Here is a 24,866-nt window from a genome sequence, read left to right on the forward strand (position 1 = left end):
GCACTGAATCCGCTGTCGCGATCGACGTTATGCGCACGCGTTCATGGGCATGCTGGCAGCATCAGTGCCGCCGTCCGTTCGGACGGCGGCACTGCGGAGACTGACAACGGCTCGGAAGGAACGACGTGCGGATCGGCGTACCAAGGGAGTACAAGTCCGGAGAGACGCGGGTTGCCGCGACCCCGAAGACGGTCGGGCAGCTGGTCGACCTGGGCTACGACGTCCTCGTCGAGGCGACGGCCGGCGAGCGCTCGTCCTATCCGGACGGGGCGTACGTCGAAGCCGGGGCTCGCGTCGTCAACGCGGTGAGCGTGTGGTCCAGCGAGATCATCATCAAGGTCAACGCACCGGATGACGCTGAGATCGGGTCCCTCAAGCAGGGCAGCACCCTGATCGCACTGCTCAGCCCGGCGCTCAAGCCGGAGCTGCTCCAGCGGCTGGCGATCCGAGGCGTGACCTCGCTCGCGATGGACTCCGTCCCGCGGATCTCGCGGGCGCAGTCGCTGGACGTGCTGTCCTCGATGGCCAACCTGGGCGGCTACCGCGCCGTCGTCGAGGCGGCGCACCAGTTCGGGTCGCTGTTCACCGGCCAGGTGACCGCAGCGGGCAAGGTGCCGCCGGCCAAGGTCTTCGTGATCGGCGCCGGTGTGGCCGGGTTGGCTGCCATCGGCACCGCCTCGAGCCTTGGAGCGGTCGTGCGGGCTTTCGACGTACGTCCGGAGGTCGCCGAGCAGGTCGAGTCGATGGGCGCCCAGTTCGTCACGCTCGAGGTGCCCGACGCGGATGACGCTCCTTCGGCCGATGGCTACGCCAAGGAGATGTCCGGCGACCTCGAACGTCTCGCCATGGAGATGTACGCCCGCGAGTGCGCCGACGCGGACATCGTCATCACGACAGCCCTGATCCCGGGGAAGCCCGCACCGCGTCTCGTCACCGCTGCCACCGTGGCCGCCATGCGCCCCGGCTCGGTCATCGTCGATATGGCAGCAGCCAACGGCGGCAACTGCGCGCTCTCGCAGCCCGATCAGATCGTCACCAGCGACAACGGCGTCAAGATCGTCGGCTACACCGACCTGCCCGGCCGGCTGCCGACGCAGGCCTCCCAGCTCTACGGCACCAACGTCGTCAACCTGATCAAGCTGCTCACGCCCGACAAGGACGGACAGCCGATCCTCGACCTCAATGACGAGGTCCAGCGCGGTCTCACCGTGACGCATGCCGGCAAGGTCACGTGGCCGCCGCCGCCGGTCACCGTGTCGGCTGCTCCAGCCGCGTCACACCAGCAGCCCGTGCCGCGCGGCGGGGCTCGCAAGATCGAGGCGCCACCATCACCACCTGACCCACGTCGCAAGTGGGCCGGAATGGCAGTGGCCGCAGGCGTTTTCGCGCTCGCTGCCGCCTTCTCGCCCGCGTCGTTCCTGGGTCACTTCACCGTCTTCGCGCTCGCGGTCATCGTCGGGTTCTACGTCATCTCCAACGTCGCGCACGCGCTGCACACCCCGCTGATGTCGGAGACCAACGCGATCAGCGGCATCATCCTGGTCGGCGCGCTCCTCCAGGTCGGCAGTGACGACATGCTCGTCCGCATCCTGGCGCTCGGTGCCACGGTGCTCGCGAGCATCAACATCTTCGGTGGCTTCGCGGTCACGGGTCGGATGCTCAAGATGTTCACCCGCGATGAGGTGCAGCGATGACCGACAACCTGGTCCAGGCGGCGTACATCATCGCTGCAGTGCTGTTCGTGCTCTCGCTCGCCGGCCTCTCCAAGCACGAATCTGCCCGGCAGGGCAACGCTTTCGGCATCGTCGGCATGGTGATCGCGCTCGTCGCGACCATCTGGCTCGCGGCTGATCGCGCCTCCAACTCCGGCCTGACGCTCTTCCTGATCCTGATCGCCATGGCGATCGGTGCTGGGATCGGGCTCTGGCGCGCACGCGTGGTCGAGATGACCGGCATGCCCGAGCTGGTTGCGATGCTGCACAGCTTTGTTGGCGCGGCCGCTGTCCTGGTCGGCTACAACTCCTTCAACACCGCCGACGGGCTGACCGGTTCAGAGGCCAACATCCACCTGGTCGAGGTCTATCTCGGGGTGTTCATCGGGGCGGTCACGTTCACCGGCTCGGTGGTCGCCTTCCTCAAGCTGAGCGCGCGCATCCCGTCCAAGCCGCTGATGCTGCCGCACCGACACCTGCTCAACCTCGGCGCGCTGGTCGTGTCGGCGCTGCTGCTGATGTGGTTCATGGCCTCGGAGTCGGTGTTCCCGCTCATCCTGATGACGTTGGTAGCGCTGGCGTTCGGCTACCACCTGGTTGCCTCGATCGGCGGCGGTGACATGCCCGTCGTCGTCTCGATGCTCAACAGCTATTCGGGATGGGCCGCGGCCGCAGCCGGCTTCATGCTCGGCAACGACCTGCTGATCGTCACGGGTGCGCTCGTCGGGTCCTCGGGTGCGATCCTCAGCTACATCATGTGCAAGGCGATGAACCGGTCGTTCTTCTCGGTCATTGCCGGCGGATTCGGTTCTGACGGCAGCGTTTCCGGTGAGGAGCGCGACTACGGCGAGCACCGCGAGACGACCGCCGAAGACGTTGCTGACCTGTTGAAGCAGGCGAAGTCCGTGGTCATCACGCCCGGCTACGGCATGGCCGTGGCGCAGGCGCAGTACCCCGTCGCCGACCTCACGTCCAGGCTGCGCAAGCTCGGCGTCGACGTACGCTTCGGCATCCACCCGGTCGCCGGTCGGCTGCCCGGCCACATGAATGTCCTGCTCGCCGAGGCCAAGGTGCCCTACGACATCGTGCTCGAGATGGACGAGGTCAACGACGACTTCCCCGACACCGACGTCGTCCTCGTCATCGGTGCCAACGACACGGTCAACCCGTCCGCCACCGACGAGCCCGGCTCACCCATCGCGGGGATGCCGGTGCTCAAGGTGTGGGAGGCGCGCAACGTCGTGGTCTTCAAGCGTTCGATGGCCACGGGCTATGCAGGCGTACAGAACCCGTTGTTCTTCAAAGACAACAGCCAGATGCTCTTCGGCGACGCCAAGGAGCGCGTGGAGGACATGCTCAAGTCCCTCTGACCGATCCGCTGGTTGAGCCGACCGGGAGCGCGTCTCGATACTCGGGCTCGCCCGGCTCAACCAGCGGGGACGGCTCGGGCTCGCCCGGCTCAACCAGCGGGGTCGGATCAGGTCGAGCCGCCGCCGGACTGCATCATGCAGCCCATCACCGCGTTCTGCGCGCCAGAGTTGTCCAGGCCGGGGATGTCGCGCTCGGTGGTCGGGTCGTCGACGAAGGACCAGAGCGCCGCATTGGTGCTCTTCGACTTGTAGAGCGCACTGCCCATGCAGTCGTACATGCTCTGGGGGTAGTGGTCACCGTGGGCTTCTGCGCCCCGGCGTTGCGCGGCAGCGAGCGTCGCCGGGCTCGGGCGTCCGGTGTGCGCGCCACCTGTCGGGGTCGGTGAGCTGGCCGGCGGGGCTGAGGTGTCGACGACGGTGAGCTTGCCTGCAGCCCAACGGACTTCGCTGTTGTGGCTGACCATCTCGAAGCTCGCGCCGTCGTACTCCTTCCAGGTCATCAGGACCTTGCCACCGCTCACGGTGAGGGTGTCGACGTTGGCGTGTTCCTTCTGATGGTTGACCGTCTTGAGATCGACCGAGCCGAGTAGCTTGCCGCCGTCACCGGTCAGCACGAGGACCTGCGGCCAGCCGACTCCGCCGGCGCTGCAGTCGTACGCGAACAGGCCCTGCTTGTAACCGAGTCCGGCCAGATCGGTGAAGACGACCTTGTCGCTGACCTGGCCGAGGCCGCCTCCGAACGGCTTCGGCGCCTTGCCGCCGACGAGTCGTTGAGCGGTGGCCTGGCAGGCTGCCGGCACCTGCGCGGTCTGCAGCGTGGCGGGCGTGACGTCCGCCGGCGGCTTGGCTGCGGATCCGGCGCTGAGGGTGCGAGCCGCGCCAGTGGCGACGTCCTGGATCTTGTAGTTGCTGAGAGCCTTCGCGGTCTTCTCGATCAAGCGAATTCGGCTGGGGCTGTAGCCCGCCCATGCGGTGCCGACCACCTTGCGGTCGTTGCCGCTCGGCGGTGCGAGCAGCGGGTTGCCGCAGTTGCACTTGGTGCGTGGCATGCCGTACTGGTCCACCAGGACGGCGGTGCCGGCCTGGAGGACGGCGGGGTAGGACTCGGGCTTGCCGTTCTTGTAGATCGTGTTGGTGACGTAGGTGTCGGCGCGCAGCACGACCGACGTGAAGCTCTTGATGGTCGCGGAGATCTGGTCGACCCGGATGCCCTGCAGCTGGGCCCACGCCTTGGCGACCGACGGCTTGGCCATGATCAACGAGATCAGCCGCTCGCTGTCGCACGAGACCTTGTCGCCCTCGCGGCCGTAGAGCCCGGCCTGGTCACCCGTGGTGCTCTGCGGGTCGAAGTCGCCCGACGCCGCGGTGTTGGTCGCGCCGCCGGCGGGTCCGTCTTGGCGCACATGCGGCTGCTTCACCGTGTCGGACGGCTTGTCCGTCACGACCGAGCCGGTGAACACCTCAGGCTGGGTCTTGTCGGCCGGGATGAGCTGCACGGCCTGCGCGTTGTTGTCGTCCGAGCCGAACACCTTGGGTCCGAGGAGGGCACCGATCAGCCCGACCGAGACGGCCGCGACGAGCAGCGGGATGATCCAGCGCTTCCAGCTGCCGGCCTGCGGGGGTACGCCGCCCGGTCCGGTCGCGAGAGCGTGCGCCCCGGCCCCGCCGGCAGCCCCGCCCGCGCCACCGGTGGCCGCGGAGGATGGCGGACCGTACTGGCCCGTCAGCGTGTGCTGGGCGGCCTGGGCGAACGCCTTGGCCGTGGGGTAGCGCTCACTCGGCCGCTTGGCCAGGGCATAGCCGATCACGTCGTCCAGCGCGGACGGGAGACCCGGCCGCAGCTGCGACATCGGTGGCGGTGGTTGCTGCATGTGGGCGTCGATCAGCGACCGTTGGGAGCCACCTCTGAATGGCGGTGCGCCCGTAAGGCATTCGTACAGAACGCAACCCAGCGCATAGATGTCGACAGCGCCCGTGAGCGGCTGGTCGTCGTCGAAGCGCTCAGGCGCCATGTAGGCGAACGAACCGATCGCGCCGCCGGCCGTCGTGAGGCGGGTGTCAGCCGTACTGCTCGCAATGCCGAAGTCGGAGAGGTACGCGTGGTCCCCGGCCAGCAGAATGTTGGCCGGCTTCACGTCCCGGTGCACGAGATGAGCGGCGTGCGCGGCATCGAGAGCGCCGGCAATCTGGGTGACGACCGACACCGCCTCCTGCGGGTCCATCGGCCCGCCGGACTGGATCCGGCTCTTCAGGTCGTGGCCGTCGATGAAGGCCATCTCGATGTAGAGGACGTCGTCGATCGCGCCGAACGTGTGGATCGGGACGATGTGAGGGTTCTGCACGCGGGCCGCGGTGAGCGCCTCACGACGGAAACGCGCTTGGTAGGACGGGTCTTTCGCGAGACGCGGCGGCAGCAGCTTGACCGCGACGATGCGGTCCTTCTCGGTGTCCAGAGCGCGGTAGACCTCGCCCATCCCGCCACGACCCAGCAGCATCTGCAGCTGGTAGGGACCGAACATCTCCCCCGAACGATCGTCCGCCATCAGCGGACCCGGTCGGACGCGTGACCCCAGGTGCTCATGGTGCGTGAGATTACGCGATCAGCAGGCGCCGCAGGCGGACTGGACAGCGAGGCGTCAACCGGCGGCCTTGCGCGGTGAGTGCCGTGCTCACACCGGCTGCGGGCGCCACTCCGGATCACGGCCCGTCACAGCGAGGATCCGGTGCAGGCTCGAAGCCCCGGGAGCAAGCTCGACCGGTGTGCCCCACAGCTCCGGGACCGGCGCGTTCGGGACGAAGGTGGCCACATGCGCCAGACATGCCTGCAGCGTGTCCTCGGGCAGCTCGAAGGTCTGGCCACTCGCGACGGCGAGGTCCCAGCCGTGCACGACCATCTCCGTGAGAGCGATCTTTCCCCAGGTCGCGTTCGAGAGGCCGACGTCGCCGCCGCTGCTCCCGTCCCAGGCGGCCGAGTCGTCCCATGCGTCACCGAGACCCATGACGTGGGCGACCGGCGAGTCCTCCTCGGAGGACGAGCCTCCGGCGAGGCCGATGAAACCGTGCGCCACCTGGTCTACATGCTCCACCAGGTCGCGAACTCGGTACTCGGCGCACGGAGTCGGTTCGGCCAGGTGTCGGTCGGTGAGCGCCGCGAGCACGTTGCGCATCTCAGCACAGGCCGGCTTCAGATCGATCATGTGTCCTCCTCGGTCGGGGTTGCACCGGTGACGTCGGAGTCGTCGATGCGATCTCGACATTCGCCTTCAGGGACGCATAGCTCGCTCAGCCGGCGTTGGGCAGGCTGGCGCACGACAGCGCTACACCGAGGGCGGTGCTCTGGTAGCCGGGCGGGTCCTCGGAGGGCTTATCGACGTACGCCCACAGCGCGGTGTCGGTGGTGCGCGAGGCGTACAGCCCCTTGCCGACGCAGGGGTAGAAGCTGGGCTGGTACGCCTGTGTCACCTTGCCCATGACCGCGGCCCGACGTGTGGCATCGGTCAGGATCTGCTCCGAGGGTCGACCCGTGTGCTTGCCGCTTGGCGCGCTGGTCACAGGTGCGGTCCCCGTTGCCGATGCAGTGGTGGGAAGAGGGCGATCGGACACGGTGGTGCTGACCGCAGGGAGGGCAGCCGGCGCGCCGTCGTCAAGCAGTCCGGGCGCGACGACGGCGCCGGTCAGCGCGACGGCCGCAGCGCCGACCAGTGCGGGTACGGCCCAACGTCGCCGGCGCGGCGCGCTGGGTGTGGACCCTGCGGCCAGCTGCGGTTGCGTGATGGGACGGCCGGCGAGGGCTTGCTGAGCCGCCCGAGCGAGATCACGCGCGGACGAGAACCGAGCGGCCGGCTCTTTCGCCAGGCAGGTGGCGAATACCGTGTCGAGCGCCGGCGGCAGACCCGGGCGGCTGGCCGACAACGGTGGCGGCGGATCGTCCAGCTGCGCGCGGATGAGGGCACGCTGCGACGTGGCACGGAACGGAGGCGCTCCGGTGAGGCATTCGTACAGCACGCAGCCGAGGGCGTAGACGTCCACCGCGCCCGTCGTCTGTCCGTCGTCCTCGAACCGCTCTGGCGCCATGTACGCGACCGAGCCGACCGCGACGCCGGTGGACGTCATGCGAGTGTCGGTGTCGTTGCTGGCGATTCCGAAGTCGGACAGGTAGGCGTGCTCGCCGGTCAGGAGGATGTTGCCGGGCTTGACGTCCCGATGAACCAGACCGGCCGCATGGGCTGCGTCCAGGGCCGCCGCGATCTGTCCGACGACAGCGACGGCGTGACGCGGGTCGAGGGGACCACCCGAGCGGACGCGGGTCCCGAGGTCCCGGCCATCGACGTACGCCATCTCGATGAAGAGCACGTCGTCGATGGCGCCGAAGGTGTGGATCGGCACGATGTACGGACTCTGGACCCGGGCGGCCGCGTGCGCCTCCCGGCGGAACCGAGCCTGGTAGGTCGGGTCCTGCGCCAGGTCGGGTGGCAGCAGCTTGACCGCGACGATCCGGTCCTTCTCGGTGTCGAGCGCGCGGTAGACCTCGCCCATACCGCCGCGACCGCGCAGCGACAGCAGCTGATACGGGCCGAACATCTGCCCTGAGCGATCGGTCGCAGTCACGACGAGCCAGCGTAGTCACCCGCTGGTTGAGCCGGCATGGTCTCCGGCTCAACCCGGCGGTGTGCGGTCAGTCCTTCTGGCCGTACAGACCAGCGAGGGCGGAGCCGCCTGCCCAGTGGATGTGCTTGATCTTGTTGAGCGTCTTCTTGTCGCCGAAGTACGTCTTGGAGCCGCTCTCATAGAGCGCCCACACGTGCTTGTTGCCGTCGGAGTTGCCGTACGCCAGGCCCTCCATCATCGAGGGGGCGCGCATGCAGAACGACGTGCCATCGGTGAGGTCCGAGGTGTACTTCGAGGGGCGTACCCACACGTTGCTGCGGTTGTCGCGGCCCGACGAGGTGGCGAAGACGTACTTGTCGCCGACGACGGTCATGCCCTGGGTCTTCGAGGGCACCCAACGCTTCTTGCCGGTGTAGGTCAGCTTGCCGGAGCTGCTCGGCTTGTACTGCCACATGCTCTGGTGGCTCTTCTCGGAGAAGTCGCCGGTCCACAGGGTGGTGCCGTTGCCGCCGCCGAGTCCGAGGAACGAGCCTTGGCCGGCGAGGTTCTGCTTGCCCTTCGGCTTGACCGTCTTGCTGGAGTTGGCGCCCGACAGCGCCTTGCGGACCGTGCTGGTCGACCAGTACTGCACGCCGCCCTCGCCGCTGACGTAGACGTGACCGCCGGTCACGACGATGCCGCCCGCGTGTGTGTTGGGGATCAGCATGTGACCCAGGCTCTGGCCGCGGTGCGGGCCGCTGAGCGCGATGCCCCAGATGGCGCTCGAGCCGTCGGGCGTCTTGTTCTGGTTGCCGTCGTGGTAGGCCGAGACGAGCAGGATGTCCTCGCTGGTGCCGTTCCAGTTGTTCCAGTACGCCAGACCCTGCGGCGTGAACTCGCCGTCGTACAGGCCCTTCGGCACCGCCACGCTGTTGTGGAAGGTGCTGTCGTACGTCTTGCTCGCCGACGGGCCGTTGTACGTGTCGTGCGAGCCCGTGGTCGTGCGGCAGTTGGAGTCCTCGGCCGAGGCGGCCTGCGCCGAGACGGTGGTGATCACGCCTCCGGCCACCAGGGCGGTCAAGGCGATCGCTACGGGTCGGGTGGAAAGCATGGTGAGTCTTCTCCTTCGTCGCGCGGCGCTTCCTGTCATTGGTGCGTGCACCGCTTGGGGTCCGACGGGCCCGAGCCGGCTCAGGTTTCGTGCGATCTGATCCCGGATATCCCGTTGCGACGCGCCGTCGAGACTGCTTCGGTCGCGCTATGTCTGCCCTTCGCACCGCACGCCTCCAGCTGCACGCCATCGATGTCCCAGAGGGTGAGCGCATCGCCGAGCGGCAGCCCGCGCCCGACGACGCGTGGGCGGAGGACTTCCCGTGCGACGGCGACACCTTCGGGGCCAGGGCCTTCGTGAGTGCCACCGCCGAGCACGGTGACCAGCGACCGTTCGGCTTCTACCGGGTCACTCGCCTGGCTGACGGGCTCGCTGTCGGGGGAGTCGGGTTCAAAGGGCAGCCGGACGACGGGTGCGTCGAGATCGGCTTCGGCCTGGCCCCATCGGCTCGCGGTCACGGCTACGCCGCGGAGGCAGCCGCTGCCCTCCTCGGACTCGCGACCGAGCAGGGTCTGTCCCGTGTCATCGCCGACACGACCACGGACAACATCGCGTCGCAGCGCACTCTCGAGCGGGCCGGATTCCGCCTCGTGGGCACCGCGGACGGGCTGCGACAGTACGAGATCCTTCTCGGAAGCGGACACCCGGCGTCGTAGCCGCGGCCGCTCGCGAGCTGTTGACCGGGCTACCACCCAGCGAGATCCCCTCGGCGTAGGGGAGGACAGCGGCGACCGGGCGGCGTACAAAGGGGGTGACTGAGCGCACACCGTCCCAGGAGGTTCACCGTGCAGTACCCCCTGATCGTCCGCGACTTCCTCGATCGCGCGACCACCGTCTATCCCGACCGCGTTGCGGTCATCGACGAGCCGGACCAGCCGGCGCCGCCGCTGGGGGAGGGCGGTCGGCTGACGTACGCCGAGCTCGGGCGCCTCGCGCGGGCGCAGGCTGCCAACCTCGAGGCGATGGGCGTGCCCGTCGGTGGGCGCGTCGCCGTCGTGTCGCACAACTCGGCGCGGCTGCTCACGTCGTTCTTCGGCGTCAGCGGCTGGGGCCGAGTCCTGGTGCCGATCAACTTCCGGCTGTCGGTGCCGGAGGTGAAGTACATCGTCGAGCACAGCGGCGCCGAGGTGCTCATCGTCGACCCTGAGCTGAAGCACCTGATCGATGAGGTGGCGTGCCAGCGGTCGTACGTCATCGGTCAGGACGACGAGGCGATCTGGGGCGGGGACGGAGAGCCCACTGAGTGGGAGGGCGACGAGAACGCGACCGCCACCATCAACTACACGAGCGGTACGACGGCGCGGCCCAAGGGCGTACAGATGACGCACCGCAACCTCTGGCTCAACGCCACAGTGTTCGCGTTGCACGGGACCGTCACCGATCGCGATGTCTATCTCCACACGTTGCCGATGTTCCATGCCAACGGATGGGGAATGCCTTTTGGTGTCACCGGAATTGGCGCGCAGCACGTCGTCCTGCGCAAGGTCGACGGTGCCGAGATCCTCCGAAGGATCGACGAGCACGGCGTGACGTTCATGTGCGCCGCGCCGGCCGTCGTACAGGCTGCGCTCGATGCAGCTAAGGACTGGGACGGCGAGATCCCGGGGCGGGACACGGTCCGCATCATCGTGGCCGGTGCGCCGCCGCCGACCCGCACGATCGAGCGGGTGCGCGAAGAGCTCGGGTGGGAGTTCATCCAGATCTACGGGCTGACCGAGACGGCACCGCTGCTGACGATGAATCGCATGCGTTCCGAATGGGATTCGCTCGATGCGACGGAGATCGCGCGCAACTTGGGTCGTGCAGGCGCGCCGGCGATCGGCGTACGGCTGTCGGTGGATGTCGACGGCGAGGTGCTGGCTCAGTCCAACCACAACCTCGAGGCCTACTGGGACAACCCGGACGCGACGGCCGAGGCGCAGTCCGGCAACTGGTTCCACACCGGCGACGGCGGGACGTTCGAGGACGGCTACCTGGCGATCGCGGACCGCAAGAAGGACGTGATCATCTCCGGCGGCGAGAACGTCTCCTCGATCGAGGTCGAGGACGCGCTCATGTCGCACCCGGACGTACGCGAGGTGGCCGTCATCGGCATCCCGGACGAGAAGTGGGGTGAGCAGGTGACCGCGCTGGTCGTGCGTGACGGGGACGTGACCGAGGCTGACTTGGTCGCGCACTGCCGGGCGTCGCTGGCCGGCTACAAGTGCCCGAAGAAGATTGAGTTCCGGGACGAGCTGGCACGGACGGCGACGGGCAAGCTGCAGAAGTTCAAGCTGCGCCAGCCCTACTGGGAAGGCCACGACCGTCAGGTGAACTGACCCGCCCGCCGGCGGCGTCGGGAGAGCGCCCGTCGTATCGAGACCGGGCCGCATGAGAGTGGCCCACAACCTGCACGAGCGGCCCACCACTCGGTGGGCCACCGGTGACACTGGTGGGCCACTCTCGGAGCGGCCCGGCGAGCAACCTTTCGCTGACCTGCTGCGTAGTTCACGTATGGGTGTGTGTTCCCGACGGGTGGCGCTGGGCACGGTGGTGGGCTCCGCCGTGCTCAGCGTCGTCACGGGATGTGATGTCGGTCTGATGCCCGATGAGCCGGCCACCGGTGGCATCGAACCGCCCTCCCGCGATGCGCCCATCCATGCGTACCTGCCCTCACCGGACGGCCGGGTCCTGACGGTGTACGTCAACGGCGGGCTGGGCGACCGCATCGCCTGGATGGGGGTCGCCGCCCTGTCCGCCGCGGAAGTGCGGGTCGAGGGCCATGTCACCAACTCGCTTCCGTCGGGCCCGCGGCCGGCGATCGGCTACACGATGTCCTGGCAGCTCCGGCTCGAGCAGCCGCTGGGGACACGCGTGGTGCGTACGGCCTCGGGCGCCGCGATCCGGCGACTGTCGAAGCCGCCGTTCGACAGTGCTTATCCAACGGCGGCGCCGACTCGGATTCAGAGCTGACCGGGGCCGCCCGCCACGCTGATCGGCGCGAGTGCGGCGCAGGCTGCGACGAGCCATGCCCAGCGCAGAGACCACTCCTGGCGCAACGAGTGATTCAGCAGCAACCAGCCGCCCAGCAGCACGAGGTTGGCGGCCACAGTGACATTCCGCTCGAGGCCAGGGTCGAGGTAAATGAAGCCAGGATCGTTCGACAGCCCGAGTGGCGCGAGCACCTCCGCCTGGAGGATCGGCCAGCCGAACACCATGGGGACGATCGCCACGGAGCCGAGCACGACGTTGACGCCGACGAGCAGCAACCATCGGCCCGCTACTGAGCGCGGGTGGTCGGTGCTGGCGAGCGTCACGTCGACAGACTGGCACGGTCGGCGCATCCACGAGGAGGTCCTGGGAAGCGCGCGCTCCAACGCGCTGTCAAGGCTCAGGACATCGGTAACACTCTTTCGGTCCAGGACATCGGTGACGGTGTCCTGGACCGGATGATGAGTTATGGGTAGAAGTGATGCTGAGCCGATCGGTCCTGAAGTAGCGGCGGCGGTAGCTGCGAAGCATCGAGGCGACTGTGTGAACGTGGCGGCATTTTGTGCCCAGCAGGGCCTGTCGCGTAAGTCGTTCTACAAGTACTTGGCCCGGTTTGCCGCTTCAGGAGTGTCGGGCTTCTACCCCGATTCGCGCCGCCCGCACGCCTGTCCGACAGCCGTCTCGTCCGTTGTCGAGGACCTGATTGTGTTGGCCCGCAAGCGTTTAGAGGATCAGGGCTGGGACGCCGGAGCGAACTCGATCGTGTACTGGCTGCTGGATCACCCCGCTGAGTGGCCGGTCACGATGCACGGTGTCCCATCGCGGTCGACGATCAACCGAGTCCTTAAGCGTCGCGGTCTGCTGGTCCTGGTGCCACGGCGGGCTCCCAGCCGGCATCGGCGTCGGTTCGAGGCCGCCCACCCCAACACCCGTTGGCAGATGGACGGATTCGAGTACACCCTGGCCTCCGGAGCCATCGTTGTCGTGCTGCACCTCGTGGATGACTGCTCACGGATGGACCTGGCTTGCCACGCCGCTCGCAGCGAGAACTCCCAGGACGTGTGGGCGGCATTCGCCGGCGCAGTCCAGAGGTACGGGCTGCCAGCACAGCTGCTCACCGACAACGGCACCGCGTTCTCAGGTCGCCGTCGAGGCTGGACATCGACCCTGGAAACGAACGCCAATGTCCTCGGCGTGCACCACTTCACCTCCTCGGTCGGACACCCGCAAACCTGCGGCAAGGTCGAACGAGCCCATCAGACCTGCTTGAAATGGCTCCGCAAACGCCCGCCTGCCCAGGACCTCGCACAGTTGCAAGACCTGCTGGATCGCTACCGCGAGCACTACAACCATCGGCGGCGTCACCAACATCTCGATGGCCTGACACCAGCCCAGCGCTACGAGCTAGGTCCCAAAGACCAGCCCGGGCCAGCCACGACTGCACCGGTCTATGTAACCCGCCGCATCGTGGCCAAGAACGGCTCCATCGGGATCGAAGGCGTCCTGGTCGGCGTCAGCAAGAAAGTCGCCTCGCAGGAGGTCCTCGTGATCCACCGCGGACGCCACCTGGCCATCTTCATCGGCAACAACCTCATACGCGAGATCACCCTCACTGTCGCCAAAGGTGGCTACCAACGAATCGCCAAAGCGTCACCGAAGTCCTGAACCGCAAACTGTCACCGATGTCCTGAGACATCACAGCGCGTTCCAGCGCGCGCTGCCCAGGACGCAGACCGGACGTGGTCGCCAGCCGCGTCAGTCGGAGAGGTCGACGATCACGGGGGCGTGGTCGGACGCGCCCTTGCCCTTGCGCTCCTCGCGGTCAATCGAGGCGCCGGTCACCCGCGCGGCCAGGGCCGGCGTACCGAGGACGAAGTCGATGCGCATCCCGCGCTTCTTCGGGAACGCCAGCTGCGTGTAGTCCCAGTAGGTATAGACCCCCGGGCCAGGCGTGTGCGGCCGCACCACATCGGCAAAACCCGCGTCCACCATGCCGTTGAACGCCGACCGCTCCGGCGCGCTGGTGTGCGTCCTGCCCGCGTAGTACTCCACGCTCCACACGTCATCGTCCGTCGGCGCGATGTTCCAGTCGCCGGCCAGCACGATCTGCGCCTTGGGGTCATCGGCCAGCCAACCCGCGGCTACCGACCGCAGCTGCGCCAGCCAGTCGAGCTTGTAGCGGTAGTGGTCGTGCTCGAGCTCGCGGCCATTGGGGATGTAGAGCGACCACACGCGTACGCCGCCGCACGTGGCACCGAGGGCCCGCGCCTCCGCGACGGCTGGGTCGCCATAGGTCGGCATGCCAGGAAAGCCGCGCTCGACCTCGTCGATGCCGACGCGGGAGATGATGCCGACGCCGTTCCACTGGTTGAGGCCGTGGTTGACGTAGTCGTAGCCCGAACCCTCCAGCGCCAGCGCCGGGAACTGGTCGTCGCGGCACTTGGTCTCCTGCAGCAGCAGGACATCGAGGTCGTGCCGCTCCAGGACACCGACCACGCGGTCGATACGGGAGCGGACGGAGTTGACGTTCCAGGTCGCGATACGCACGGCCTCACTGTAGGAGCGGCCGCCGACAGCTCAGAGCGTGGTCTCGTAGACGATGAAGCCGCGAAACTCTGCGACCCGGTCGTACAGCCGGCGCCCGGTGACGTTGCTCTCGTGTGTCTGCCAGTAGAGCTGGCTGCACCCCTGCTCGCGCGCCCACTCGCGGACGGCTTCGATCAGCGCGCGAGCGACGCCTTGCCCTCGCGCTTCAGGAGCGGTGAACAGGTCCTGGAGATAGCAGACGTCCGGCGTCGTCGTGCTCGCGTGCACCAGGAAGTGCACGATCCCCACCAGCCGCCCATCGAGCCACGCGCCCCTGGCGTGCATCCGGCTGCCCGTCTCGAACTCCTGCCAGGCGCGCTCGTTGATCTCCGGCGAGCGTCCTCGCCCGTAGAACTCGTGGTAGCCGTCGAACAGCGCCTCCCATTGCTCACGATCTGCCGGCTTTAATCGTTCGATGGTGATCATCTGCCGAGGCTAGGCTCGCGCCGATGCCCAATGACAACGATCGCCTCATTCAGACCCTCCTCAACCTGCGCACCTGGAGCCTGTTCGATGTGGACGATGCGGGTCATGTGCTCGCCGGTCACGATGAGCTTGGCACGATCCAGCTGATCGAGATCGCGCCGGACGGCACCCGAACTCCGTTGACACGCATGCCAACTCGCGTTTCTGGCAAGTACGTGCCGGGGAGACGTGCGGTCGTCGTACAGCATGATGCGGGTGGCAACGAGCTGCATCAGCTCGGTCTCCTCGACCTCACCGCTGCCGCGCTTCCCGCCGGGCCGGACGCCCTCACTCCCCTGGTCGACGACCCCGAGCACATGAACGTGCTGCGTGAGGTCACCGCGGACACGCTCGTCTACTCCAGCAACCGCCGCAACGGCGTGGACATGGACGTGTACGCCCGCGACCTGGCCTCGGGTGAGGAGCGCGCGGTCTACGAGGAGGGCGGCTTCGTCGCCAACGTCGCCCTGTCGCACGACGGCGCTCATCAGGCCGTGACGTGCTACAGCCTTCAGCCGGCATCAACCTCGGTCTCGATCGACGGGGAGCCCCTCACCGCGCCCGACGAGCAGGCGGAGCACGGCGGCGTCGCCTGGTCCGCCGATGACGCGACGGTCATCATGTCGAGCAACCACGATCGCGACATGGCGGCCATCGCGCGCGTGAGTCTTGATGGTTCCCAATGGAATTGGCTCGTTGAGGACGACGAGCACGAGCTCGGCTGCTGGGTGTCGCCGGACGGTCTGGCGATGGTGGTCGGGCGCCACGTGGATGGCGTCTTCGAGCTGGCGGTCCATGAGGCCGACGGCACGCTGCGCTGCCCGATCCGTACGCCCGTGGCCGGCGTGCCGGAGGTCGTCTGGGCGCCCGACGGGTCCCGGGTCGCGATGAGCATCTCGGCTGCCACCGATCCTGGCTCGATCCATCTGGTCGACGCCCGCACCGGCGAGTCGACCGTTGTCGTCGATGCCCTCGAAGGCGTCGACGTCGCAGCCCGCGAACAGCTGGTCACGCCGACCGGTGGCCGAGTGCCGACACCGGACGGCGAGCAGGTCCCGTGCTTCGTCTACGCGGGCTCGTCCGATGCCGACCCCCAGCTGCAGGGTGCGTCAGTCCTGCTGATCCACGGCGGACCTGAGGCGGCGGCGTACCGCAACTTCATGCCGGTGCCGCACGTGCTCGCGGCGGCCGGCTTCACGGTCCTGGTCCCCAACGTGCGTGGCTCGGCGGCGTACGGCAAGCGCTGGGTCTCCCTCGACGACGTCGAGCGTCGGCTGGACTCCGTCGCTGACCTGGCCGCGATCCGCGAGTGGCTGCCGAGCCAGGGTCTCGATCCGGAGCGCGCGGCGCTGTGGGGCGGCTCGTACGGCGGCTACATGGTGCTGGCCGGTGTCTCGACGCAGCCGGACCTCTGGGCGGCCGGCGTGGACATCGTCGGGATGAGCTCGCTGGTCACCTTCCTGGAGAACACGTCGGACTACCGGCGAGCGCTCCGCGAGCGCGAGTACGGCTCGCTGGAGCATGACCGCGCTGTCCTCGAGAAGGCGTCACCGCTGACCTACCTCGACCAGATCCGCGCGCCGCTCTTCGTCATCCACGGCGCCAACGACCCACGCGTGCCGCTGTCGGAGGCCGAGCAGATCAAGGCTGCACTCGACCAGAAGGGTGTCGAGTGCGAGCTGCGGGTCTACGCGGACGAGGGCCATGGGCTGGCGAAGCGTGCCAACCGCCTGGACGCCTATCCGGCCGCGGTCGCCTTCCTCGTACGCCACCTGACGAGAGCCTGACTGGCCGGTCCACGGCGGTGCGAGGCGGCGTACGACGGCCGCGCTCCTAGACTCGCGGCCATGGCTACCGCACTGATCACCGGCGCGAGCGCCGGCATCGGGAAGACCTTCGCCCAACAGCTGGCCGCCAAGGGCCATGACCTGGTCGTCGTGGCGCGCGACGAGGCGCGCCTCGCTGATCTCAAGTCCAGACTCGAGTCCGAGCACGGCATCTCGGTCGAGGTGCTGCCCGCCGATCTGACCGAGCGGCTCGACGTGCAGGACGTCGCCGCTCGACTCGCTGACCCGGCCAAGCCGGTCGACATGCTCGTCAACAACGCCGGCTACGGCCTGAAGAAGGGCTTCCTCGACAACGACATCGTCGACGAGGAGCACATGCTCACGATCCTGGTGCGTACGCCCGTGGTCCTCAGCCACGCGGCTGCGAAGGCCATGCGCGAGCGCGGCCACGGCGCGATCATCAACGTCTCGTCGATGGCCGGCTTCCTCGCGACGGGAACCTACGCCGCGGCCAAGAGCTATCTCACGACGTTCTCCGAGTCGCTGGCCGCTGAGCTCGACGGCACCGGCGTGACCGTCACGGCACTGTGCCCCGGGTTCACTCGCACGGAGTTCCACCAGCGCGCGGGCATCACCCGTCAGCAGCTCCCGGATGCCTTGTGGCTGGATGCCGACAAGCTGGTGTCCCAGTGCTTGCGGGACGTCGACCGCGGCAAGGTGATCTCGGTGCCGGGCGTGCACTACAAGGCCGCGGCCGGACTGCTGGACGTGCTGCCGCGCGGGGTCGCACGCAACTCCGCCTTCAAGTCACGGCACCGCCCGCAGGCGCGATAGCTCTGGAAGGTGCCGACACCGCCCACGGGCTGAACGTGGGCGGCGCCGACTGGCACGGTGTGACGACGCGATGGCGACGCTGAACACGTGCAGCGACCCGGCGCCCGGTAGGACGTCGAGGTCGACAGTCTTGGCCGGATCGATCCGGCTAGCGTGCCGGGACCGGCGGCATCGCCGAGGGCTTGGAGTCCAGCCCCGGACGCAGCTTCTGCCACTGGCCACGAGTGAAGTCCGGGATGGCGACCGGGCGGCCCTTGTCGGCGAGCGACACGACGCTCAACGGGACGGGTGCGCACCAGGCGGCGGAGTCGTACACATCGATGTCCGGCACGAGTCCTGCGCGCATCTGCTGGATGATGCGCCACTGGAGGACGTAGTCCATCCCACCGTGGCCGCTGCCGGCAGCATCGTCCTCGAGCTCCTTCCAGAGCCAGTGGTCGAATTCGCCTCGTAGTGCTTCAAATCCGCGCCATGCGTCGCCGCTGTGGTTCGGCTCGACGTAGACCCGAGCGCCCGTCTTGTCGCCGCCGACGTAGTCCTCGAAGACGCCGTGGCTGCCCTCGAGGCTGTTGATCCTGCTGTACGGCCGGGGCTGGCTGACGTTGTGCTCCGCGCGGATCGTGCGGCCCTGGGCGGTGTTGATCATGCAGGTGGTCAGGTCACCGTTGACGTAGGTCTCTTTCCACGATCGGTGGTCGCGGGGCACGAACCGCTCGCGGTAGTCGGCCAGACCCTTGGGCTCGGTGGACGTCGCGGACAGGGTCGTCATCCGGTCGCCGCGGTTGATGTCCATCGCCGCGGCGATCGGAGCCAGTCCGTGCATCGGGTAGAAGCTGGCTGTGCTGCGGGTGTGCCAGAGGCGACGCCAGTCATCGGTGTAGTAGCCGTCGTTGAACAGCAGTGAACGCAGGTCGTGCAGGTAGCCGCCGTGACCCGAGGTGACATCACCGAAGACGCCCTCGTGGGCCATCTTGAGCATCGCGAGCTCGTTGCGGCCGTAGCTGCAGTTCTCCATGAGCCACAAGTGTTTTCGCGTCGACTCCGACGTGTTGACCAGGTCCCAGAGCTCGCTCAGCTGCGTGGCGATGGGCAGCTCGACTCCGACATGCGCGCCGGCCTTCAGGGCCGCCTTGCCATGGGTGTAGTGGAACTCCCAGGGCGTCGCGATGTAGACCAGGTCGAGCTCTTCGCGGCTGAGCATCTGCTCGTACGACGTGCTCGTGCCGCCGTACTCCTTCGGCCGGGGCTTGCCCTTGGCGGCGACACGGTCGGCAGCCGTCTTGGCGCGGTCGGCGCGGATGTCGCAGACGGCGACCACCTGCGTACCGGGCACGTCGGTCCAGCCGGTGACCATTCCCATGACGCGGTTGCCGAGGCCGATCAGACCGATCTTGACGGTCTCGACGGCGGCGAACGGCACGTTGGCCATTGATCGCTGGCCGGTCGCGCGTGGGGGCTCGGCAGCTGTGGCGCGAGCGCTCGCGCCGAGCAGAACGCCTCCGGCCACAGCCCCACCGAGCACGGTCCGGCGGGACCAGCCTGAGGGCTCGGCGGTCGCTTCGTGGTGAGCATGACCAGGTGCGGATGCATCGTGCATGACTGACTCCCTGGGAGGTGGCTGCGGTGTCCATCACCCTGATGGGGGCCGGCGAGCGTGTCAACAAGTGCACGAAAACTTGGACAAACAATCACTAACGATCATTCAGGTGGTATCGAGCGCGGACCAGCGCCCGGCTAGGCTCGGGAGCCGTGACTGACGCTGCCAACTCCGCCGACCGCGACGCGCTCCTGCAGATCATCCGTGACGAGGCCATCGTGCACGGCACGGTCACGCTCTCCTCGGGCAAGGAAGCCGACTACTACGTCGACCTGCGCCGCGTCACCCTGTCCGGGGCCGCCGCACCGCTCGTCGGTCGGGTGATGCTCGAGCTCACCCGGGACCTGTCGTACGACGCCGTCGGCGGCCTGACCATGGGAGCCGACCCGGTCGCGACAGCGATGCTGCACGCCGCCTCCGAGGACGGTCGGGCGCTCGACGCATTCGTCGTTCGCAAGGCAGGCAAGGCGCACGGTCTCCAGCAGCGCATCGAGGGCCCGTCGATCAAGGGTCGGCGAGTGCTCGTCGTCGAGGACACGTCCACCACCGGTGGCTCTGCTCTCGAGGCTGTCGCCGCCTGCCGGGAGGCCGGTGCCGAGGTCGTCGGGGTGGCCGTCATCGCTGACCGCGCGACCGGTGCCAAGGAGCGCGTCGAACAAGACGTGCCCGTCTACGAATTCGCTTACGGCCTGGACGATCTCGGGCTCGCGTGACTCTCACGATCACGTCCCATCTCGGGCTGGCCAGCCCGCCTGATGGCGCACTCGACGTCCTGACGGACGCGTTCGCCGAGCCGCCGTACGGCTACGACCGCGCGAGGTTCGAGCGACGCCTCGAGCAGTGGTCGTCGTACGCCGAGGTGCCCGGCTTTCGTACGGTCACGGCCCATCGCGACGGTCAGCTGGTCGGCATCGCTTGGGGTTGGAACTCCGGTGTCGGCAGCTGCGCCGGACTCCCTGGATATCGCGAGCTCTACACACGTCTGGAAGCCAAGCCGTGGGGCTCCGAGCTGCGAGGGGTCGAGGTTGTCGAGCTCGGCGTCGCTCGCAGCGAACGCGGCACGGGAGTGGGGCGTCAGCTGCTCGATCGTCTGGTCAGCGGTGGGCCGGGCTGGCTGATCGCCTATGCCGAGGCGCCCGCAGCGCAGTGGTACGCCCAACGTGGCTGGCGTCGTCTCGGGCCTCTCGAGGGCGAGCCTCCGCTCCTCGTCTTCGCGGCGCCGGAGTGAAGGGCGCCCGACTGAAGAGTCAGCCGACGTTGGCCTGGGTGACGTCCAGGTCGGCGGGTGCGCGTACGACGGCGACATCGCGCATCATGCGCGCCACGATCTGAGCCGCCTCCCTCGCCGCGTCCTCGGCCAGCCCGATCCCGACCGGCTTCGTCCGCGGCAGCCACAGCTGCAGGGTTGCGGTCTCGCGCGCCTGAGGCCAGCCCAGTGCCTCCAACGACTCTCGCTCATCGGGAGACCACACCTCGGCGACGGAGTCGAGGAGCACGCAGTCGTCGTCGCGGAGCAGCTGCACCCATGGGGCCGCGACCGACCGGACCTCGCTCTCGCGCCAGAAGGCCCACGCGCTCGGCTTCTCCTCAGCCGTGAGTGGTGTGCTGCGCGGCGGTGCGCCGATCACGATGTTGTCATCCACGCGATTGGCCAGAAGGGCACTGGTCAGCGACTGCTGCCACGACTCCCAGGACGCGGTCTCGAGCCGAAGCGGGCGGTAGTCGGTCCCCATGGGCTGAGCCTCGCACGTCCGTCCACGGACTGTGGGTCAGTCCTCGCTGAGGCGCTCTCCGCCGCGGATCGTGTCGGGGTCGATCTCGCCGTTGCGCACGCGTGCTTCCAGATAGACGCGAGCCATGATCGCCACGACGAACGGCGACAGTACGAAGCTCGCGACCCCGGTGCCGATCGAGCTGTTGGCCATGAAGCGTGCGCCCTGGGCCAGGTCGGTCGCGTGCGAGAACCCTTGCGACGGCTCGACATAGTCCAGCGCGACCCGCTGGACGACCTGGCCGATGGCCGTACCGATGACACCGACCACGACGCCCGTGCTGATCAGCACGCCGAACACCCGCGGTTTGAGGTCGCCGGACGTCAGCTCGACCGACCGCCAGGGTGCGAGCAGTGGGCCGACCCGCTCCACGGACATCACCTGTGGCGCCAGGATGAACCGCAGGAACAGGTAGAAGAAGAGACAGGCGGCGGCGAGCAGGACGAGTCCGGCGAGCACCGCGAGGAGAGGGTGATCGTTGCCGATCGCCCACGCGACGCCGGCGCCGAGCGCACCGTTCACCAGGACGACGGGGATCAGGCCCGGCAGCATGAGCGGCCACGCCCGCAGGACCGAGTAGGTGCCGACCGGGAGGAGCCGGCTGACCGGCGTACGCAACCGTTGTGCGTCATCGATCGTGGCCGGGTTGAGCACCATCGAGACGCCGATCCCGAGCATCACGGCGAGCGTGCCGACGGCGAATCCGAGCCCGCTGATGGCGACGAGGGAAAAGTCGGTGTCCGCGGCGCCCTTCGCCTCTGCCCGGTCCTGCGCGAGCCGCGACATGAGCACCGACGGGAGGGTGCCGACGAGGGCGGCCACGAGGGAGACGCCGAAGTAGAGCAACGGTCGCCTGAGCACCGCCTTGATCGCATCCGAGACGAGCCGCGCATCACGGAACTCGGCTGCCGCGGCCGCCCTGCTCGTCGTTGCCATGGCCGCACCCTCCCACGTGATGGCGGCCACGAGTTGGCTGCGAACCGCGTGCTTGCGTCGCGATGGGCCGGCATCATCTGCACATGAGGCAGGTGCTGGTCTGGTGCGGAGCGATCTTCGGCGTGGCCGTGGTCCTGTACGGCTCGTTGATCTGGTGGCTGCTCGCATCGACAGCAAACGTGGACTGACAGGTGGACGGTCCTTCGCGCTTCGCCCGGCTACGCAGCTGGCGGGAGCGGCACCGGGTGATGTCGACGTTCGTGCTCCTGCTGGTTCTCTTCATGATCAAAGGCCTCCTCGAGCTCGATGCCCGAGACGACTTCGTGGGCTTCGTGCTCCTGGTTGTGCCCGCTGTCGCCGCGCTCACCCTGTTCGGCGCACTCTTGAACCGTGCCGAAGGCTGGGTGCGAGCCAGGTGGAGTCGACGCAAGACCGGGTGAGGTCGGCCTCGCCTGTCGGGCCGACCGTGGGTGGTCAGTCGTCGATGCGTTGCAGGGCGTACAGGGCGGTCCTGGCGATGCCGGTCGAGCTGACCTGCTTGCGCAGCATGGTGAGCGCGTGGCGGCGCGCGGCCGGATCGTTGGTCCGGTCTCGAACTTCGGCGCCGTACGCCGCGAAGTCCTGGACCGCCCACGAGCACAGGTAGTACGCCAGCCTCAGCGGATCGACCTCAACGTCGCCATAGCCGTCAAGGAACCACTCCTGCTGTCGCGCGCTGATCGGTGCCGTTGCGATGACACCGCCGAGCACGAACATCAGGTCGCGCTCACGAGGCGCTATCACGGCCCCGTCCCAGTCGATCAGATTGAGCGAATCATCCTCTGCCAACAGGAGATTCGCCGCATGTGCATCGCCGTGACAGAGCACCGGAATCATCGGCTGCGAGCGCAGGCGGGCGCCGATGACGTCGATCGCGTGCAAGATCGTGGTGATCTCGTCGCGGTGCGCCTCGAAGAGTTCCAGGAGCGCCGCGGTCAGCTCGTCGACGGGACGAAGCCGTACGCCGGCCGCCTCGCTCGCGATCGACCGCACCGTCGCGCGACCGGGCACGTGATGCGTCTCGCGCGGCAGCAGGCTGTCGAGGTCGCAGGGGAGACGTGTGGTGTGCACCCGAGCCAGCAGCTCGCCGTACGCCCGCCAGTGACCCTCGGTCATGTCGACGGTGTACGCCGGCCGCCCGTTGATCCAGGGCGTCACCGTCACCTGGAGTCCGCCGAGGTCGAACCACGGTCGACCATCGCGTGCGGGCAGGGGGGCCGTCGCGCCGTCGATGCCGCGGTCGACGAGGTAGCGAGTGACGAGGAGCGTTGCAGGAGAGACAGATCGGGTGATCTTGATGGCGTACGCACGGCTATCGACATCGACGGCGCGCAGCACGCGCGCGGAGATGTCCTCGCCACCATCGACGTCGGTCAGGCGAACCACCTCGAGGTGGTGCTCGCGACGTACGGCATCGAGCACCGCCTCCGTCGAGACGGATGTCCGAGTCAGCCGCCAGGTGCTCACGCTCCGAGCCTATCCACATCCCCCGTCTCGGCGGATCAGGTGTCCTGTGGATGAACATGGTTGCTCAGAGGGGATGTGGATATCTTTGATGCGCGAATAGCGCTGGTAACAAACAAGATTCGATAGATTCGATCTTGCGTCGACGATGCGAACACCTGTACGGTCGGGGCATGGCTCAAGTGACCATCGACCATCGACCAACGGCTGGAGTGGCAGGACCGGGTGCCGCCCGGTCCTGCAGCTGAAGCCGTGCATGCTGCCGTCGAGGCGGCGCGGGCGCTGGCCGGGCTGCCGGAGGCGTTGCATCAGGTCGGGTCGGCGGATCTTGCGGGGTTGGTGGAGCTGCTGGGTGCCTTGAGTGATCGGGTGCAGGCGTGTGTGGTGATGGTCGCGGCGGAGGCGTTGGAGCGGGGTGTGGTGCGGGAGTCGCAGGCTGCCAGCGCCAGCCAGTGGGTGGCCACTCATGCGGGCCACCTTGAGCCGGGTGAGGCGTCGCGGGTCGCGACTGTTGCTGCTGCTGTGAATCAGCCCGACAACGTGCTGCTGCGGGAGGCGGTCGCGACGGGGGCGTGTAGTGCGCGGGCGGCGCAGGTGGCGTTGCGGGAGCTGGGCAGGATCCTGCCGGTGCTGCCGGGTTTTGCTCGCCAGGAGTGTTTGGCGTACTTCGTGCAGGTGGCCGCGGCTGGTGGTGGTGCTAGGGAGCTGCGGCATCTGTCGCGGTGGTTGGTCGCCACGTATGCCGGTGACTGGCTTGAGGATCAGGATGCGGCGTTGGAGCGGGTTGAGGAGTTGTCGTGGTCGGATCTGCCGGGTGGGTTGCGGCGGTTCATCGTGGATCTGGCGCCGGGGAACGCGGCGCGGTTGGTGGCTGCGGTTCAGGCGGGTGCTGCACCCCAGCCGACCGTCGACCCGGATACGGGCGGGCAGTGCCCGGATCCGCGGAGTCCGGGGAAGCGGCGCGCGGATGCGTTCATGGACCTGCTGAACCTGGCTGAGTCGGCGGACGCCTCGACCTCGCACGGTTCGACGACCAAGCTCGTGGTCACGATGGGCTTGGACGACCTTCGCGCCGAACAGACGAGCGGTCGAGCGGGTGGTGGGCTCGGGGTGACCAGTCTGGGTGACACGATCGATGCCGGCACGATCCGGCGGATGGCCTGCGACGCGGACATCATCCCGATGGTCCTGGGATCACGCTCCGAACCGTTGGACGTCGGCCGGGAGCAACGCCTGGTCAAGGACGGACTACGCACCGCGGTCGTGGCCCGAGACCGGTGCTGCACCTTCCCCGGATGTGATCGACCGCCAGGGTTCTGTCAGGTCCATCACGTGCAGCCCTGGTACCTCGGCGGGAAGACCTCGCTGCTGAACTCAGCCCTGCTCTGCCGCCGCCACCACACCATCGTGCACCGCGACGACCTGACCGCCACCGTCACGCCCTTCGACGTGACGTGGACCGTGAACGCGCCTCCTCGGCGGGATATGAGCGCCGTCCTTCGCGGTGACACCGGTGATGCGGGGTCCGGCCCTGACCCTGGGACGCCCGGCTCGGCGCCGCGATGTGACTCAGGTCTCGTCGGGTCGCCGGCCGGCGCTGAGGGGACGTAAACCCGCAGGTCAGCGGGGTCGTACA

23 protein-coding genes are annotated in these 24,866 nt (G+C 68.1%); 12 read left to right on the top strand and 11 right to left on the bottom strand.

Annotation, left to right across the window (positions count from 1 at the left end):
• Positions 1–125 precede the first annotated feature (125 nt).
• Positions 126–1,694, top strand: coding sequence for a Re/Si-specific NAD(P)(+) transhydrogenase subunit alpha (locus VV02_RS05905; protein ID WP_052590425.1), 1,569 nt, complete (start codon positions 126–128; stop codon positions 1,692–1,694).
• Entirely contained in the window at positions 1,691–3,082 is a 1,392-nt protein-coding gene (gene pntB, locus VV02_RS05910) for a Re/Si-specific NAD(P)(+) transhydrogenase subunit beta (RefSeq protein ID WP_052590426.1), read from the top strand. The genes VV02_RS05905 and pntB overlap by 4 nt, the downstream gene beginning before the upstream one ends.
• Before the next feature lie 107 nt (positions 3,083–3,189).
• Here the strand turns inward: pntB and VV02_RS05915 are convergent, their stop codons facing one another.
• The 4 genes from VV02_RS05915 to VV02_RS05930 form a co-directional block, all read right to left on the bottom strand.
• Positions 3,190–5,625 carry a serine/threonine-protein kinase gene (locus VV02_RS05915; protein ID WP_052590427.1) on the bottom strand — a complete coding sequence of 812 codons (2,436 nt, stop codon included), beginning with the start codon at positions 5,623–5,625 and terminating at the stop codon, positions 3,190–3,192.
• Positions 5,626–5,751: 126 nt separating this feature from the next.
• Positions 5,752–6,279, bottom strand: coding sequence for a TIGR03086 family metal-binding protein (locus VV02_RS05920; RefSeq protein WP_052590428.1), 528 nt, complete (start codon positions 6,277–6,279; stop codon positions 5,752–5,754).
• Positions 6,280–6,364: 85 nt separating this feature from the next.
• Positions 6,365–7,690, bottom strand: a complete 1,326-nt coding sequence (locus VV02_RS05925) for a serine/threonine-protein kinase (RefSeq protein ID WP_157063288.1) — start codon at positions 7,688–7,690, stop codon at positions 6,365–6,367.
• 67 nt (positions 7,691–7,757) lie between these two features.
• The gene (locus VV02_RS05930) at positions 7,758–8,780 is read right to left on the bottom strand and encodes a hypothetical protein (RefSeq protein WP_052590430.1); all 1,023 of its coding nucleotides are present in this window, start codon (positions 8,778–8,780) and stop codon (positions 7,758–7,760) included.
• Between the two features lie 149 nt (positions 8,781–8,929).
• Between VV02_RS05930 and VV02_RS05935 the strand changes: the two genes are divergently transcribed.
• The 3 genes from VV02_RS05935 to VV02_RS05945 all read left to right on the top strand — a co-directional run bounded on the left by VV02_RS05935 (position 8,930) and on the right by VV02_RS05945 (position 11,732).
• A complete protein-coding gene (locus tag VV02_RS05935) occupies positions 8,930–9,436 on the top strand; it encodes a GNAT family N-acetyltransferase (protein WP_052590431.1) in 507 nt (168 codons plus the stop codon).
• A gap of 129 nt (positions 9,437–9,565) precedes the next feature.
• On the top strand, positions 9,566–11,098 hold the full coding sequence (locus VV02_RS05940; RefSeq protein WP_052590432.1) for an AMP-binding protein: 1,533 nt from the start codon (positions 9,566–9,568) through the stop codon (positions 11,096–11,098).
• A gap of 175 nt (positions 11,099–11,273) precedes the next feature.
• On the top strand, positions 11,274–11,732 hold the full coding sequence (locus VV02_RS05945) for a hypothetical protein (protein WP_157063289.1): 459 nt from the start codon (positions 11,274–11,276) through the stop codon (positions 11,730–11,732).
• Here VV02_RS05945 and VV02_RS05950 read toward each other — a convergent pair.
• On the bottom strand, positions 11,723–12,076 hold the full coding sequence (locus VV02_RS05950) for a hypothetical protein (RefSeq protein ID WP_157063290.1): 354 nt from the start codon (positions 12,074–12,076) through the stop codon (positions 11,723–11,725). The genes VV02_RS05945 and VV02_RS05950 overlap by 10 nt on opposite strands.
• 223 nt (positions 12,077–12,299) lie before the next feature.
• Between VV02_RS05950 and VV02_RS05955 the strand changes: the two genes are divergently transcribed.
• The gene (locus tag VV02_RS05955) at positions 12,300–13,415 is read left to right on the top strand and encodes an integrase core domain-containing protein (RefSeq protein WP_169787648.1); all 1,116 of its coding nucleotides are present in this window, start codon (positions 12,300–12,302) and stop codon (positions 13,413–13,415) included.
• 90 nt (positions 13,416–13,505) lie between these two features.
• On the opposite strand, the gene VV02_RS05960 is transcribed toward VV02_RS05955, so the two are convergent.
• The gene (locus tag VV02_RS05960) at positions 13,506–14,297 is read right to left on the bottom strand and encodes an exodeoxyribonuclease III (protein WP_052590436.1); all 792 of its coding nucleotides are present in this window, start codon (positions 14,295–14,297) and stop codon (positions 13,506–13,508) included.
• A 30-nt stretch (positions 14,298–14,327) separates the two neighbouring features.
• On the bottom strand, positions 14,328–14,762 hold the full coding sequence (locus VV02_RS05965; protein WP_052590437.1) for a GNAT family N-acetyltransferase: 435 nt from the start codon (positions 14,760–14,762) through the stop codon (positions 14,328–14,330).
• Between the two features lie 23 nt (positions 14,763–14,785).
• Between VV02_RS05965 and VV02_RS05970 the strand changes: the two genes are divergently transcribed.
• A complete protein-coding gene (locus tag VV02_RS05970; RefSeq protein WP_052590438.1) occupies positions 14,786–16,588 on the top strand; it encodes a S9 family peptidase in 1,803 nt (600 codons plus the stop codon).
• A 60-nt stretch (positions 16,589–16,648) separates the two neighbouring features.
• Complete coding sequence (locus tag VV02_RS05975; RefSeq protein ID WP_052590439.1) at positions 16,649–17,422, top strand: SDR family NAD(P)-dependent oxidoreductase; 774 nt, start codon at positions 16,649–16,651, stop codon at positions 17,420–17,422.
• A 148-nt stretch (positions 17,423–17,570) separates the two neighbouring features.
• Here VV02_RS05975 and VV02_RS05980 read toward each other — a convergent pair whose 3' ends face one another.
• On the bottom strand, positions 17,571–19,019 hold the full coding sequence (locus VV02_RS05980; RefSeq protein WP_083449954.1) for a Gfo/Idh/MocA family protein: 1,449 nt from the start codon (positions 19,017–19,019) through the stop codon (positions 17,571–17,573).
• Between the two features lie 152 nt (positions 19,020–19,171).
• On the opposite strand from VV02_RS05980, the gene pyrE reads away from it, so the two are divergent.
• Both pyrE and VV02_RS05990 read left to right on the top strand, forming a co-directional pair.
• Entirely contained in the window at positions 19,172–19,732 is a 561-nt protein-coding gene (pyrE, locus tag VV02_RS05985) for an orotate phosphoribosyltransferase (RefSeq protein WP_052590440.1), read from the top strand.
• Entirely contained in the window at positions 19,729–20,247 is a 519-nt protein-coding gene (locus VV02_RS05990) for a GNAT family N-acetyltransferase (protein ID WP_052590441.1), read from the top strand. Before pyrE ends, VV02_RS05990 begins: the two co-directional genes overlap by 4 nt.
• 19 nt (positions 20,248–20,266) lie before the next feature.
• Here VV02_RS05990 and VV02_RS05995 read toward each other — a convergent pair whose 3' ends face one another.
• Positions 20,267–20,752 carry a TY-Chap domain-containing protein gene (locus tag VV02_RS05995; RefSeq protein ID WP_052590442.1) on the bottom strand — a complete coding sequence of 162 codons (486 nt, stop codon included), beginning with the start codon at positions 20,750–20,752 and terminating at the stop codon, positions 20,267–20,269.
• A gap of 36 nt (positions 20,753–20,788) precedes the next feature.
• Positions 20,789–21,727, bottom strand: coding sequence for a hypothetical protein (locus tag VV02_RS06000; protein WP_157063292.1), 939 nt, complete (start codon positions 21,725–21,727; stop codon positions 20,789–20,791).
• A gap of 191 nt (positions 21,728–21,918) precedes the next feature.
• Between VV02_RS06000 and VV02_RS06005 the strand changes: the two genes are divergently transcribed.
• Positions 21,919–22,167 carry a hypothetical protein gene (locus tag VV02_RS06005; protein ID WP_052590444.1) on the top strand — a complete coding sequence of 83 codons (249 nt, stop codon included), beginning with the start codon at positions 21,919–21,921 and terminating at the stop codon, positions 22,165–22,167.
• Between the two features lie 34 nt (positions 22,168–22,201).
• On the opposite strand, the gene VV02_RS06010 is transcribed toward VV02_RS06005, so the two are convergent.
• Entirely contained in the window at positions 22,202–23,233 is a 1,032-nt protein-coding gene (locus VV02_RS06010; RefSeq protein WP_052590445.1) for a phosphotransferase enzyme family protein, read from the bottom strand.
• Positions 23,234–23,482: 249 nt separating this feature from the next.
• Between VV02_RS06010 and VV02_RS06015 the strand changes: the two genes are divergently transcribed.
• Positions 23,483–24,841, top strand: coding sequence for an HNH endonuclease signature motif containing protein (locus tag VV02_RS06015; protein WP_052590446.1), 1,359 nt, complete (start codon positions 23,483–23,485; stop codon positions 24,839–24,841).
• Positions 24,842–24,866 lie beyond the last annotated feature (25 nt).

The organism is Luteipulveratus mongoliensis (genome assembly GCF_001190945.1).
In the GTDB taxonomy this organism is placed as follows: Bacteria; Actinomycetota; Actinomycetes; order Actinomycetales; family Dermatophilaceae; genus Luteipulveratus; species Luteipulveratus mongoliensis.